Raw genomic sequence first — 14,474 nt, forward strand, 5'->3', positions numbered from 1 at the left:
TACCAAACAGCTGAAATGGAGGAGATATAGATGGCACTTGATTTTGAATGGATAGAGCCAGAATCGCTGGAAGAAGTCAAACAGGCTCTGTCTTCCGGAGATATAGGAACAAGGATTGTAAGCGGGGGAACTGCTCTTTCTTTGATCATGAAACAGGGAATCTATTCCCCGGAGCGATTGGTCAGTTTGAAACGGGTCAAACAACAGTTGAACTATATCAAAGCGGACGAACTTGGGAATCTTTATATCGGTTGCATGACAACCCTAAGGGATATGGAATTATCGCCTCTGGTACAAAAACTCGCTCCTGTGATCATAGATGCTCTCCACCATGTTGCAAACCCAAGAATTCGTTATGTAGCGAGTATCGGTGGGAACTTGTCCCATGGCGATGCCCATCTTGATTTGCCCCCAATCCTGTTGGCGATGGGAGCAAAAATTAAGGCGGAAAGCACAACAGAAGAACGTTGGATCGAGCTTAAAGATTTTTTTCATGGTTACTATGAAACTTCATTGGAGCCGAGTGAGATTCTAACAGAGGTGTTCATACCCAAACAAGATAATAGATTGATTGGAACCTATATGAAGTACACGACTCTATCAAACGATGACTGGCCGACATTGGGGGTTGCCGCGTTTTTGAGAATAGAGGACGGCATTGTTTCAGAAATTCGATTGGTTGTAAGTGCAGTAACTGACGTACCGACACAATTGACGGAAGTCGAGGAAATGTTGTGGGGGAAATCGCTCGACGAGGAACTAATCGAAAAGGCTGCGCTGAGAGCGTATGACATTGTGGAGCCATTAGAGGACCTACGGGGATCTGTCTGGTATAAGAAAGAGATGGTAAAAGTTCATATCCGCCGCGTGCTTAATCAATTACTGTTGGAAGCTTAAAGGAGGTAGAGCAGTTGTGTCAGCGTTAGGAAAATCCTATAAGAGGATAGAAGGAATGTCCAAAGTTACCGGACAAACTGAATATGTGATGAATATGGAAATGCCCGGTATGCTTCATGTCAAATTACTTCGCAGTACAATTCCGCATGGATTAATCAAGCATATCGATGTCAGTGCGGCCGAACAGATCCCTGGAGTAATAAGAGTGGTTACCGGGGAAGACTTGAAATCCATGGATATTAACCCTTATTACGGTCCTGCATTCCGGGATCAACCCGTGTTGGCCATTGATAAAGTAAGGTATGTGGGAGATCCAGTTGCTGCTGTTATTGCTGAGGATTCGAAGATCGCTGAAGATGCTGTGAACTATATTGATGTTGAATACAAAGAACTGGAACCGGTATTTGATGTTTTGGAAGCTGCACAACCAGGGGCTCCAGTTATACATGAAGTCATTCGTCCGGCGGGAAGCTTTGCAGATCTGAAAAATTTGCTTCCAAAAGAGAACAGCAATATTTGTATTCACTATAAACTTCGCCATGGTGATATGAAAAAGGGATTTGAACAAGCTGATCACATTTTTGAGGATACCTTCACAACCCCTGCGGCCGTTCACCTGCCAATGGAACAGCACGTAGCAATAGCATATGCAGAGCCGGATGGCCGAATGAACATTTGGACCGCCAACCAAAGTCCTTCGTTTGTCCGGAGCGAAGTGGCTCATGTATTAAAGATGCCCGAAAGTCGGTTAAGAGTCAGAGTTCCGTATCTAGGTGGAGGATTCGGTACAAAACTTTATGTGAAAATTGAGGCACTTGTTGCGGTGCTCGCGTTAATTGTCAAAAAACCTGTCAAATTGGCTTTAACAATGGACGAGGTTTTTATTACTTTGACCAAACATGGAACCGTTTTCAAAATGAAAACAGGAATAACTAACGATGGTCGGATCATTGCCCGCCATTGTGAAGTGTATTGGGATGGTGGAGCATACGCAGATATAGGTCCTAGAATCACACAAAAATCAGGGTTTACAGCAGCTGGTCCCTATGACATTCCAAATGTTCATATCGATTCATACAATGTCTATACAAACAAAGCTCCAGCGGGTGCGTTCCGTGGGTTTGGTGTTCCACAACTTGTATGGGCTTATGAGTCCCAAATGGATATTATTGCAGAAAAAATGGGCTGGGATCCACTGAATTTCCGTCGCAAACAGGTGTTAACAGAAGGCAAGATACATGCAACCGGTCAAAAAATTGTTTCGGTGGGGCTCGACAAAATTATTGAAGAATTGAATACAAGTATTGGCTGGGAGGAGTTTTTCAAACAAAAACAGTCTAACGGCATAGTCAAACATGGAAGCAAAATTCGAGCCAAAGGTGTTGCGATTGGTTTGAAAGCGGTGTTGACTCCCTCGATTTCAGGAGCCATTGTCACTTTATTTGCCGATGGCAGTGCATCTGTTTATTGCAGTACAGTGGATATGGGCCAAGGATCAGATACAATTATGGGGCAAATTGCCGCAGAAGTTTTGGGTCTTCCGCGGGAAAAAGTGCATGTGGTTCACCCGGATACGGATGTAACACCATATGACACGATCACTGCGGCCAGTCGTTCGACCTTTTATATGGGAAATGCAATCTATAAAGCGGCAGAAGAAGTTAAAAACAAAATTTTCGAATCAGCTGCTGAATTTTTTGATGTCAAGCCTGAACATTTAGCATTACAGGATGAGAAAGTGATTGTCGTGGAAAAACCCGAATTGAGTATGACACTCGGTGAAGTGGTAAAAGAAATTTTCCATATGCCAGCAGGAAGCATTATTGGTCAAAACGTGTATGAAAGCCACTACCAAAGTCCTGACCCGGAAACCGGCCAGTCGGAAGATATTGCAATATTCTGGTTTCCCGGAGGTACTGCAGTAGAAATCGAAGTGGATACGGAAACAGGAAAAATTGATGTTTTACAACTAATATCCGTGGGTGACGTCGGCAAAGCCATTAATCCGTTTAATGTGCATCAGCAGCTCTATGGAGCTTCTATTATGCAGCTTGGCCAAGCGCTATTTGAAGAATGTATATTTGATTACGGTCAAATGATCAATGCAAATATGGCCGATTACAAGGTTCCGACCTTTAAGGATCTCCCTGCAAAAACGGAAACTATCATTGTTGAGGTTCCACATCCGGAGGGACCATTCGGCGCCAAGGGAGTTGGCGAAACCGCCTCATTTGCCGTGCAGCCGGCAATTGCGAATGCATTGTATCAAGCAACAGGAGTTCGAGTTAAAGACATGCCTTTAACTCCGGAACGGGTTTTGCAGGCTTTAAAACAGACGACAAATCGGTCAGAGTCCACAATTCGTGATTTTAAAGAAAAGGCTAAAGGGTGAATCACATGAAAAAACAAGTAAACTTTACGTTGAATGGAAAAAAAGTCACCGCATTAGTTTCCTCTAGCGATACCCTGTTAGAGGTCTTGAGAAATCAGTTTCATCTATATGGGGCCAGAGAATCATGCGCCTTGGGACTTTGCGGGGTTTGTACCTTAATCGTTTCCGGTAACCCGGTAAGCGGTTGTCTTTATCTTGCACCCATGGTTGATGGGGAAGAAGTCTTGACGGTTGAAGGTTTGGAAAGCGAGGGCGAGCTTCACCCAGTTCAGCAAGCTTTTTACGAGAAAAATGCTTTTCAATGTGGGTATTGTACGTCGGGTATGATTTTAATGGCAAAAAAGTTACTTGATGAGAATCCGAACCCGTCAGAGGAAGAAATCAAGGACTACATGGCAGGAAATATATGCCGGTGCGCAAGTTACAAACAAATTATAGAAGCGATAAACGAGGCATCAAAGATATTGGATACCGGAACTAATGGCGTGAAGGCAGCCTACCAATGATGGAAGGAAAGAAAATGGTTGGGCATACAGGTTTCGGATACATTGAAACGATTGACCGCCCATGTGCAGAATTGATAAATAATTTGACAATGATGGATTCGGCCAATGTGACAGATGCTCAAAACAGAACTGGCGCAATGGACAGAGGAATCAAACCTTTGGATCAAGGTAAGAGGATTTTTGGGACAGCGATTACAGTGGAACTGCCATTAGGAGACAATCTAATGCTTTATAAAGCATTAGATTTAGCTCAACCTGGAGATGTTCTGGTAGTATATACGAACGGAAACTTCAACAAGGCGATCTGGGGGGAATTAATGACCAAATCGGCCATGTTACTGAAAGTTGGCGGTTTGGTTGTCGACGGACTCATTCGTGACAGACAGGCAAATCGCAATCATGATTTTCCGATTTTTTGCAGAGGAACTACTTCTGTAAGTGTTGAGAAAAACGGACCCGGGTTTGTTAACGGGGAAATTCCCTGCGGTGGTACAGTTGTAAGACCAGGAGATATCATCATCGGGGATGATGATGGAGTTGTTGTGGTCAAAAAAGAGAATCTGTCAATGGTGATAGAGAACCTTAAACAAATCGAACAGCGAGAAATCACTAGAAGCCAAGAAATTGCCAACGGTCAGGCGCTGCCTAAGTGGTTTGCACAACTCATGGCGGAAAAAGGATTGTTACCTGGAATGAACAGAGAGGATACACGAATAGGAAAGAAGTGACTTGTGGTGAACGAACTCAAAATGGTTTATTCTGCTATCGGGAAGGCGCGAGATGAAGGGCAAAAGGTAGCCATGGCAACTGTTGTAGCCGTCAAGGGGTCTGCATATCGCAGACCTGGGGCTCGTATGATTGTTGTTGAAGGTGAACAGTCTGTCGGAATGCTTGGTGGAGGTTGTTTTGATACGGATGTAAAAGAAATAGCCATGGAAGTGTTGAATACAGAAGTACCCAAACTTCGCCTGTATAATATGGCTGACGATGAGGTATGGGGACTTGGACTTGGATGTAACGGTAGTGTGTATGTATTAATCGAATCTATGTTAACTGACCTTGGTCAGGAATGGCTTCAAAGGGTAGGACAATCGCTGGAAAACAGAAACGGTTTATGGATTCAACATCGCTTTTCAAAACCACTTAATTTTGATTATTTTGACGAAAATATGAAGTGTCTTTACAGCGGAACTATTTGGATTTGTATTCTAAAACGAACATGCAGGTACAAAAGGGCAGCCCCTTTATCTTTGATGAATGGATAGAACCAACTTCAAGGTTGATCATTTTCGGAGCGGGTCATGACGTGATACCAGTCGTGGAGTTTGCTTCCAAGGCTGGGTTTGATGTGACAATCGTCGACCAAAGGCAAGAGCTGCTCAACTATAATCGTTTTCCAGGTGCTGTTGGATTTGTCCATTCATACCCGGATGAATACGAGGAAAAATTGCCTCTAATGGCCAATGATTATGTTCTATTCATGTCACATCGAATTAACTATGATGCGGCCGCATTTCGAGTCTGTTACCGGTATCCAGTTAAATACCTCGGTTTCTTGGGACCAAAGAGCAGGACTGAACAAATAAAAGAGATGGTAGGAATCGATATTGGGTTTTTAAATCGTATCCAACATAGGATTTTTGCACCGATTGGTTTGGATATTGGATCAGAAACGGCAGAACAAGTGGCATTAAGCATTGTGTCTGAGTTATTAGCAATCAAAAAAGACCGACCTGCAACATCTCTACGTGAAAAAAACGGGAACATTCATGACGGAAAACCCGATACTTCCCGCTCGATAGGCGGACTGAATTGACCTTCTAGCTGCCATTCTTGCTTGGTTTATATTAAATCCCTCTGATCCAGAATCTTGGAGAGATCTTTTCGTAATTGCAAGTATTCCAGCCTTTTGCACGCTTCTTTTCATTATCCTATTTGTACAAGAATCACCTGTTTATGAAATTAATCCAGGTGTTAAATAAAAAAAGATGTGCAAAAGTCAAAAATGGCTTGCACATCTTTTTTTATCTCCATTTCTTAGTGTCAAAAATAATGTACCAGATGTGTGGTCAGACCATCAAATATTCTGACCAGAAACTTTTCTAAAGCTTATGCTCGTATTTCACTACTTTTATTGAAGTGAGCGATCAACTAACCACAGTCTAGACCGATTATACGTAAGTTCATGTATGATCTATACAATTTCAGCAATTTAGTTTTACGAGTTCAAAACAAAGCAGTTATCGTCCTGGAATTTCATCAGAATATCTATAACGCGATTAAACAGCCGGATACGGAAAAAGCAAGCACTCTTATAGTAGACCATTTGTATAGTGTTCATGGGTTTCTAAAGAAAGGATAATGGGAATATGAATAAAATCCCAACTAACCTTTTATTGAGTGCTACGGCCAAATTTTCTTAAAAAGAAGGTATTTCTGCTATGATGCAGAAAATAGAAATGTACTCATGCGGTAAAGTCCGAATGAAATGGGGTAGCATCATGCTAAAAAGTAATATTGAGATTGACAAGATCGTAGCAGATATCGATGACTTTGTAGGGTTATCAGGAGTCGTGTACATGAAAAACGGAAATGATGTTGTCTTTGAATCAGCGTATGGTTATTCAAACAGGGCTGAAGAACTGTCAAACACCGTGAATACACGGTTTGGCATCGCGTCTGGTTGTAAATTGTTCACAGCCATAGGTATTTGTCAGCTAGTTGAAAAAGGGGCTCTCTCTTTTCATACTCGCCTGAAAGACTGTTTAGGTATCAATTTTCCGAACTTTGATGAAAGTATAACCATCCATCACCTTTTAACACACAGCTCCGGCATCCAGGACTATTTTGACGAGGAGGAAATGGACGATTTTGAGGAGCTTTGGAAGGAACAGCCTACGTATCTTTTAAACCATTTAAAAGATTTTTTGCCAATGTTCCAAAATAATCAGATGATGTTTAAACCAGGCGAAAGATTTCATTATAATAATGCTGGTTTCATTGTATTAGGATTAATTATCGAACAACAAACAGGGCTCAGTTTTACAGATTATATGGAGTCAGAAGTATTTAATCGATGTGGTATGAGGGATTCGGGGTACTTTTCTTTAGATAACCTCCCGAAAAATACAGCCTATGGGTATATAGACAATGAAGAAGATGGGACCTGGAGAACAAATGTATTCTCTATACCTATTAAAGGCGGGGCTGATGGCGGGGCATTCATCACAGCACCGGATATGATGAAATTGTGGGAAGGATTATTTAACCATGAGTTATTAAGTGAAGCCTATACGAATGCCCTATTGAATCCGCATATAGCGGTTAAAGGTGAGGCGTATTACGGTTATGGGATATGGATAAACAAAAGAAACAATAACATTTTCAAGTACCATGTTATCGGATATGACCCTGGTGTGAGCTTTCATTCATCCGTGTATCCGGATCTTGGAATTAAGCTAGTTGTACCTTCAAACAAAGGCTACGGTTCATTTGATGTGACAAAAGCAATAGAAGATCTTTTTTGATTCGAAAAACTACCATTAGTTCATCTCGCTAGTAGAGGAGTCCCTGTTATGAATATCAGTTACGTTCTTAATCAGTTGAGTGACCGTTTTTTTAAGTTGCGGGTATATGATCTATCCGCACAAATGGCTTATTACTTTTTAATGTCCGTCTTTCCATTTTTACTAGTCATTTATTCATTAATGGCTTATTTGCCAATAAAGGAAGATAATATTTTAGAACTGGTCAAACCTTATGCACCCGAAAACACCTATGATTTAATTGACAAAACACTGTCGTACACCGTAACGGAGCAACAGGGGAACATCTTGTCATTCGGTTTAATTATTACATTATGGCTCTCTTCAATGGGTTTCCAATGCATTAAACGGATTCTAAATGATGCTTATTCTGTTCAATTGAAGGGTAATTTTCTGAAACAAATTCTCGAGAGTTTAGTGCTTACAGTTGGATTTATGATCGCCATCCTGTTTTCAGTCTTTATTCCCGTTATTGAAAAAGTAATGAGACATTATTTGAATGCTGTCTTTTCTATAGATGGATTTCAGAACTTATGGATTCTAATTCAATGGGGAATTGGAAGCTTATTTTTAATTATCTTTTTTTTAGTTTTATATTATTTTGCACCTAATATTAAGCTGAAATTGTCAAAAGTATGGCCAGGTGCGATTTTTTCAACGATTGGCTGGCAGCTTGTTTCGATGGGATTCGCGGCCTATGTAAGAGGGAGCAATTATTCTGCATTGTACGGGCAATTGGGAGGAATTGTTGTTTTAATGCTCTGGTTTTATCTTTCTGCCATGATTATTATTATTGGAGGCTTGTTGAACACCATCGTCCATCCCGCAAGAGAAAGCAATTAACTGATAAAAGCTGACCAGATTTAGAATTTTGAAATCCTTCACTACTGTATCATACTACTATACTAGTATACTAAAATTTCCCAAAACCATTGACAATTAGGAGGATGGACAAATAAAATAAAAGTAAGTTAGTAATGAATAGGCAATATTCGGAAAATGGGGGTTACTATGAGCCAAAATAATGCGATTGGGAAAATAGCAAACCTCTGGCGTCCCTGAAGGAAGAGGAAATGGATTTTTTTCGGCCACTATTGAACGAGGAGGCGATGATGGTATCACGATGCCATTATCGTCTTCTTTTTTTTCAAATTTAAGCAAGATTCAAGCGAAAAATTCCTGGATTAAGCGAAAAATGGGAAATCGAGCGAAAACAATGGTGATTCAAGCGAAAAAATTTGGAATCAAGCGAAAACAGATCTTATTCAAGCGAAAAGAAAAGCGAAAACCTACTTTTAAAATCGAGTATTTCAGGAGGGAAAGTCATGGTTGAGTTAACTGGAGATTCACTAACATTGGGCCAAATCAGACAAATTTGCTTTGAAGGTGAGCTTGTGGCGATCAGCGCGGTTAGCATGGGCAAGGTGGTAGAAAGCAGGGCAGCTGTTGAAAAAATCGTTGCTGAAAAACGTACGATATACGGAATTAATACCGGATTTGGCAAATTTAGTGATGTGATAATCGCCGAAGATGATGTGAACGATTTACAGTTGAATTTGATCCGTTCTCATGCTTGCGGGGTGGGAGATCCTTTTCCGGAAGTGGTTTCAAGAGCAATGGTGCTGCTTCGCCTGAATGCTCTGATAAAAGGGTTTTCCGGGATACGGCCTGTTACAGCGGAACAACTTGTTACGTTATTAAATTCGCACATCCACCCAGTCATCCCGCAGCAAGGCTCCCTGGGGGCATCCGGAGATTTAGCCCCGCTTTCCCATCTTGCTCTCGTTTTAGCGGGAGAAGGAAAGGTGCACTATAAAGGAAATGTTTGCACCACCCAAGATGTTTACAGGCAGGAAGGGCTAAAACCGATTGTACTGCAGGCAAAAGAGGGGCTGGCCTTGATTAACGGTACTCAGACCATGACAGCAATGGGCGTGATTAACTGGCTTGAAGCAAGCGATCTTGCCTATCAAAGCGAGTGGATTGCAGCGCTCACAATGGAAGGGTTGGGGGGCATTATTGATGCCTTTCATCCAGCGATTCATGAAGTACGCGGTTATCCGCAGCAAATAGCGGTTGCCGAGCGATTACGGAATATTTTATCAGGAAGCAAGTTGATCACCAGGCAGGGGGAGAAGCGCGTACAGGATGCTTATTCACTGCGCTGTATTCCACAGGTGCATGGCGCTTCCTGGCAGGCATTGGATTATGTGAAGGAGAAGCTTGAAATTGAAGTGAATGCTGCTACCGATAATCCTTTGATTTTCGACGGCGGGAAAACGGTTATCTCGGGCGGTAATTTTCACGGCCAGCCGATTGCGATCGCCATGGATTTTATGAAAATTGCCATGGCGGAATTTGCAAGCATCTCCGAAAGAAGGATTGAACGGCTCGTGAACCCGCAATTAAGTGATTTGCCGCCGTTTTTAAGTCCTCAGCCGGGACTGCAATCAGGGGCAATGATTATGCAATACTGTGCTGCATCACTGGTCTCGGAAAACAAAACACTTGCCCATCCGGCAAGTGTCGACTCCATCCCTTCTTCAGCCAACCAGGAAGATCATGTAAGCATGGGTACGATCGCGGCCAGGCATGCCTATAGCATTATCCAGAATGTTCGCCGGGTGCTCGCAATTGAGTGCATTTGTGCCCTGCAGGCAGTTGAGTACCGCGGCGTGGAAAAAATAGCACCGCAAACGAAAAGCTTTTATGAAGAGGCACGGAAAGTGGTAGCTTCGATTAATGTGGATCGGGTGTTTTCGGAAGATATTGAAAGAATGGCTGAATGGCTAAACAAAGGTAAATGGCCCCGGTAGGATTGGCGTGATTTAATGGGATGCTCATCATGATGTGCGTACTAACAGCAGAAGGAAAACAGCTTCAATGATGACTTTTCCTTTGAATTTCGTATTAGCCATTACCTTCCCTAATAATAACCCTAAAACTAAAACCATTACTCCAAAGACAGATGCGATCTCAATGGAGAGTCTGACCGGTGACCAAAAGTCGGTTGCCATTTAAATTAATTCAGACCTTTAAATCCGTACTTTACTAAAGTCTCTATAGATTTTTCATTTTGGAGATACTCGTAGAATAGTTGGGCTTCTGTTGAATGGGAACTGTTAAAGCATCTTGTAAACTTGAAGCTGCCGAAATAGTCAATTCCACTTTCTTATCAGAAGCTTCTTGCTTCTGTTCTTCTGGCTTTTTACTTTGTTCATTTGTTGAACACCCAGACACGACTAGCAATAACAGCATTACCGAGACAAATAAAAGATATAATTTTTTCATCATCCCTCTTCCTTCCTCGTATATTATAATTAGTTATAATAAAAAATGAAATAAAAAAGTCACTTTTATTACTATTAACGTTATTTAAAAAAATTTCAATACCGGTTAAGGATGGGTGGCTCCGTGAAAGGTGAAAGCAATTCGAATAGGTGATGGGCAGGTTACGCAGGAGACCGTATCGAGTCTGCCATTGAATTATTGCAGAAGGGGAATTTGGATTATATCATTTTTGAATGCCTGGCGGAAAGAACGATTGCGATTGCCAAACAAGAAAAATTAAAATACTCTGGCAAAGGCTACATTCATTTACTAGAGTATCGGATGTCTAAAGTTCTGCCTCTATCGATAGTTTCAAAATAATAAAGATACTATTCGACACATTCCATCTTAATTCGACACCATTTTCACAGAATAGATGCTTTTTTATAGCTTTGTGGTACTGGCTGTAAACAATAGTCGATATTTTCGCATATCTTAATAGGCTCATCTAGTGTTACTATTAAACTACATTATATTGGTTGGTGAAAGAAATATACCAGTTAATCAACATCAAAACTCAACTGAATTCTGTGGGGGGATATGAGTGAGTACAAACTTCGGAGTAATGGTAATGGAACAGTATGATACATTAGAAGATGAAGCTCTTGTAAAGCTAATTCACAATGGAGATGGCCAGTCGACCGATTTTCTGATCAATAAATACCGGAATTTTGTACGGGCCAAGGCAAGCAGATATTTCTTAATTGGTGGAGATAAAGAAGATATCTTTCAAGAGGGAATGATTGGTCTATATAAAGCCATTCGTGACTATAAAGAGGACAAACTTACCTCTTTCAAGGCTTTTGCTGAAGTTTGTATTACCAGACAAATTATCACGGCGATTAAAACGGCTACCCGGCAAAAGCATACACCATTAAATTCGTATGTTTCGCTGGACAAGCCCATTTATGAAGAGGAATCCAACCATACGCTTTTGGACGTGATTTCTGGAACGAAAGTAATGGATCCGATAGCAATCATCATTAACCAGGAAAAAGCCGATCATATGGAGTTAAAAATGTCAGAAATGCTTAGTGATTTGGAAAGAAGAGTCCTAGCCTTATACATGGATGGGCAATCCTATGTAGAAATTTCCGAAGAATTAAATAAGCATGTGAAGTCAATTGATAACGCCCTTCAGCGAGTAAAGAGGAAACTGGAAAGATATCTCGAGATGGGAGAGGCTATCCTTTAGTTTTAAGCCCGAAAAAGCCAGTAATATGACTGAGTCATGCACAATACTGGCTTTTTGTTGGTAGAGGAGGGCAGCCTTTATCTAATAAACAAACCGACAACCATTGCTGTCAAGAATGAAACTAGTAGACCTGATAGGAGTAATCTCCATGTGTTTTTTGCGATTAACATCGTTTTTTCCTCGTCAAATAAAGACTTTACACTTCCTAAAATAATCCCGATTGTAGAAAAGTTACAAAAGGAAACGAGAAACGTCGAGATTACAGCCTCTGTATGTTCACTGAGTTTTGGAAGGACGGGATGCAAGCTGCCCATTGCGATAAATTCATTTGTTGCTAATTTTTCGCCCATGAATTGAGATACCGTAAATATTTGAGAGGGTGTTACTCCCATTAAGAACGTAAAAGGATAAAAAATAACTGCGAAGATATTTTCCAATGAAAGACTTTTATTGAATAATGCCAGAATACTGTCACTGGCGGTTATTAATGCTGTGAATCCCATCAGCATGGCGGCAATGATTAATGCCATCCTTCCTCCAGTAAGCATACTTTCGGCTAGCATATCAAAAAAGTTCCTTTTGTTCTCCTCCTTTGCCGGATTATAGACAACGTCATCTTCTTTTGTCACCTTGTATGGGTTTAATAAGGAAGTAATGATCAAGGCCCCGACCGCGTTTAATGGGATGGCAATCAAAACATATTTAGGATCGATAAGCTGCATATATCCGCCAAGAACCCCAACACTGACGCAGGACATCCCGAGCATGGAGGCCGTTAACAACCGTTTATTATCCATTTCATTAAGCTGTTTTCTTGTGATAGCCAAGACTTCATTATTCCCCAAAAACATAACCTGGGTCGCAAAAAAACTTTCAAACCGTGGAGTCCGGGTCAGTTTGGAAAGCACAAAACCAACGATATTAATTAATGCAGGGAGAATTCCGAAATAGGTTAAAACGTCAAAGAACGCAACGATAAAAATAATCGGCATTAATACGCTGATAAAAAAGGGTGCCGGACCATCGAGCGGAGCAAGATCACCAAATACAAAATTGATCCCGGACATCGAACAATCAATCAGCCATAAGAAAAACTTGGCAACTAACTGGATGAATCCTTCGCCAATTTCTGTGGATAGCATGAACCATGTAATAACCAATTGTAAAATAAGCATCAAGGCAATGGAAATGAAGTCCACACTCTTCCGATTTATTGAACATACATACGCTATAGCAAATACAACGATAATTCCAATTGCGTTGATAATAAAAGACAACGAAATTCCTCCCTGGAGTTCCTAATAATCATACTTATTAAGTTTTTCCAGACAAAATACTTTTATCCATTATGGAGTCTATGTCTTCCGCGTGTCGTAGGTAAATCGCAAATAAATAAATTATATTATTTTTGGGTTACATTTTCATATTTCAGGGAAGAAGATGAAAGGTAGCGGAAAAGCAAAATAAATCGGCCTTTGGATAGAGGCCAAATGGCTGTCCGCCTATATCGATCGCGACAAAGTAGGGAATCCACCGAAGGTATAACAGAAAAAAGATTTTGATAAATGGTTATAGGAAAGGGGCAAGTAACATGAAAAAGAGGAAATTAGGAACAGAAGGATTGGAAGTTTCCACGATTGGACTCGGATGCATGGGCATGTCGGATTTTTATGCTGGGCAGGATGACGAAGAATCGATCAAAACGATCCATTATGCACTGGAGTTAGGTGTAAGCTTATTAGATACTGCAGACATGTACGGAGTCGGGAAAAATGAAGAATTGGTAGGCAGGGCGATTAAAGACCGCAGAGACAAGGTCATTCTTGCGACAAAGTTTGGGAATGTCCGAGGAGAAGATGGTTCTTTTTTAGGAGTCAGCGGACGTCCGGAATATGTCAAACAAGCATGTGACGCAAGCCTGCGGCGTTTAGGTGTGGATCACATTGATTTGTACTATCAGCACAGGGTGGATCCGAATACTCCGATCGAGGAAACGGTTGGTGCTATGGCCGACCTTGTACGCGAAGGAAAAGTCCGCTACATTGGTTTGTCGGAAGCAGGGCCGGACACGATTCGGACCGCTCATAAAGTCCATCCTATTTCAGCGCTTCAGACCGAATACTCGCTCTGGAGCAGGGATGTGGAGGATGAAATTTTACCGACGGTGAGAGATCTGAGAATTGGATTTGTACCGTACAGCCCGTTAGGCCGAGGCTTTTTAACCGGGCAAATCCAAAAATTCGAAGATCTTGCTGAAGACGATTTCCGCCGTTTCTCACCGCGTTTTCAGGGTGAAAACTTCGAAAAAAATATTCAATTAGTGAACAAAATCAAAGAAATTGCAGATAGAAAAGGATGCGAAGCCTCACAACTAGCTTTAGCCTGGCTTCTTGCCCAAGGGGAAGACATTGTGCCAATTCCTGGAACGAAAAGAAGAAAATATTTAGAAGAAAATATAGGAGCGGTTGAGCTCCAACTTACAGAGGAAGAACTGGCTCGGATTAACGAAATTTCTCCTCAAGGGGCTGCAGCAGGACAACGCTACGACGAGGCAATGATGAAAGGTGTAAATCTATAACCAATCGCATCCCCGTCCCTTTGCCTAATGG

General features: G+C 41.4%; 13 protein-coding genes and 1 pseudogene. 12 read left to right on the top strand and 2 right to left on the bottom strand.

The genetic code is table 11. The features are described 5' to 3' along the window. Positions 1 to 30 precede the first annotated feature (30 nt). The 9 genes from ELQ35_RS05060 (at position 31) to hutH (ending at position 10,156) form a co-directional block, all read left to right on the top strand. Positions 31 to 897 (top strand): FAD binding domain-containing protein, encoded by an 867-nt coding sequence (locus tag ELQ35_RS05060; protein ID WP_126863748.1) that lies wholly within the window; start codon positions 31 to 33, stop codon positions 895 to 897. 16 nt (positions 898 to 913) lie between these two features. Continuing rightward, positions 914 to 3,289, top strand: coding sequence for a xanthine dehydrogenase family protein molybdopterin-binding subunit (locus ELQ35_RS05065; RefSeq protein WP_221884951.1), 2,376 nt, complete (start codon positions 914 to 916; stop codon positions 3,287 to 3,289). Positions 3,290 to 3,294: 5 nt separating this feature from the next. Then, entirely contained in the window at positions 3,295 to 3,795 is a 501-nt protein-coding gene (locus tag ELQ35_RS05070) for a (2Fe-2S)-binding protein (RefSeq protein WP_126863749.1), read from the top strand. Next, positions 3,792 to 4,523 carry an RraA family protein gene (locus ELQ35_RS05075; RefSeq protein ID WP_126863750.1) on the top strand — a complete coding sequence of 244 codons (732 nt, stop codon included), beginning with the start codon at positions 3,792 to 3,794 and terminating at the stop codon, positions 4,521 to 4,523. Before ELQ35_RS05070 ends, ELQ35_RS05075 begins: the two co-directional genes overlap by 4 nt. Positions 4,524 to 4,529: 6 nt before the next feature. After that, positions 4,530 to 5,060 (top strand): XdhC family protein, encoded by a 531-nt coding sequence (locus ELQ35_RS05080; RefSeq protein WP_126863751.1) that lies wholly within the window; start codon positions 4,530 to 4,532, stop codon positions 5,058 to 5,060. After that, a complete protein-coding gene (locus tag ELQ35_RS05085) occupies positions 5,015 to 5,611 on the top strand; it encodes an XdhC family protein (protein WP_281278107.1) in 597 nt (198 codons plus the stop codon). Before ELQ35_RS05080 ends, ELQ35_RS05085 begins: the two co-directional genes overlap by 46 nt. A gap of 685 nt (positions 5,612 to 6,296) precedes the next feature. Next, positions 6,297 to 7,322 carry a serine hydrolase domain-containing protein gene (locus tag ELQ35_RS05090; protein WP_126863753.1) on the top strand — a complete coding sequence of 342 codons (1,026 nt, stop codon included), beginning with the start codon at positions 6,297 to 6,299 and terminating at the stop codon, positions 7,320 to 7,322. 48 nt (positions 7,323 to 7,370) lie between these two features. Beyond that, a complete protein-coding gene (locus tag ELQ35_RS05095) occupies positions 7,371 to 8,183 on the top strand; it encodes a YihY/virulence factor BrkB family protein (protein WP_126863754.1) in 813 nt (270 codons plus the stop codon). Positions 8,184 to 8,665: 482 nt separating this feature from the next. Further along, positions 8,666 to 10,156, top strand: a complete 1,491-nt coding sequence (gene hutH, locus ELQ35_RS05100; protein WP_126863755.1) for a histidine ammonia-lyase — start codon at positions 8,666 to 8,668, stop codon at positions 10,154 to 10,156. 244 nt (positions 10,157 to 10,400) lie between these two features. Here the strand turns inward: hutH and ELQ35_RS05105 are convergent, their stop codons facing one another. Continuing rightward, positions 10,401 to 10,634, bottom strand: a complete 234-nt coding sequence (locus ELQ35_RS05105) for a hypothetical protein (RefSeq protein ID WP_185861671.1) — start codon at positions 10,632 to 10,634, stop codon at positions 10,401 to 10,403. Positions 10,635 to 10,799: 165 nt separating this feature from the next. Here ELQ35_RS05105 and ELQ35_RS23665 point away from each other — a divergent pair. Together ELQ35_RS23665 and sigH are read left to right on the top strand one after the other, a co-directional pair. Beyond that, positions 10,800 to 10,991: pseudogene (locus ELQ35_RS23665) on the top strand (acyclic terpene utilization AtuA family protein); the annotation flags it as partial. A 244-nt stretch (positions 10,992 to 11,235) separates the two neighbouring features. After that, entirely contained in the window at positions 11,236 to 11,865 is a 630-nt protein-coding gene (gene sigH, locus ELQ35_RS05115; RefSeq protein ID WP_185861681.1) for an RNA polymerase sporulation sigma factor SigH, read from the top strand. Between the two features lie 77 nt (positions 11,866 to 11,942). Here sigH and ELQ35_RS05120 read toward each other — a convergent pair whose 3' ends face one another. After that, on the bottom strand, positions 11,943 to 13,142 hold the full coding sequence (locus ELQ35_RS05120; RefSeq protein ID WP_126863758.1) for a NupC/NupG family nucleoside CNT transporter: 1,200 nt from the start codon (positions 13,140 to 13,142) through the stop codon (positions 11,943 to 11,945). A 314-nt stretch (positions 13,143 to 13,456) separates the two neighbouring features. On the opposite strand from ELQ35_RS05120, the gene ELQ35_RS05125 reads away from it, so the two are divergent. Further along, complete coding sequence (locus ELQ35_RS05125; RefSeq protein ID WP_126863759.1) at positions 13,457 to 14,443, top strand: aldo/keto reductase; 987 nt, start codon at positions 13,457 to 13,459, stop codon at positions 14,441 to 14,443. Positions 14,444 to 14,474: the final 31 nt, after the last annotated feature.

It is taken from the genome of Peribacillus cavernae, assembly GCF_003989135.1.
Lineage (GTDB): Bacteria > Bacillota > Bacilli > Bacillales > DSM-1321 > Peribacillus > Peribacillus cavernae.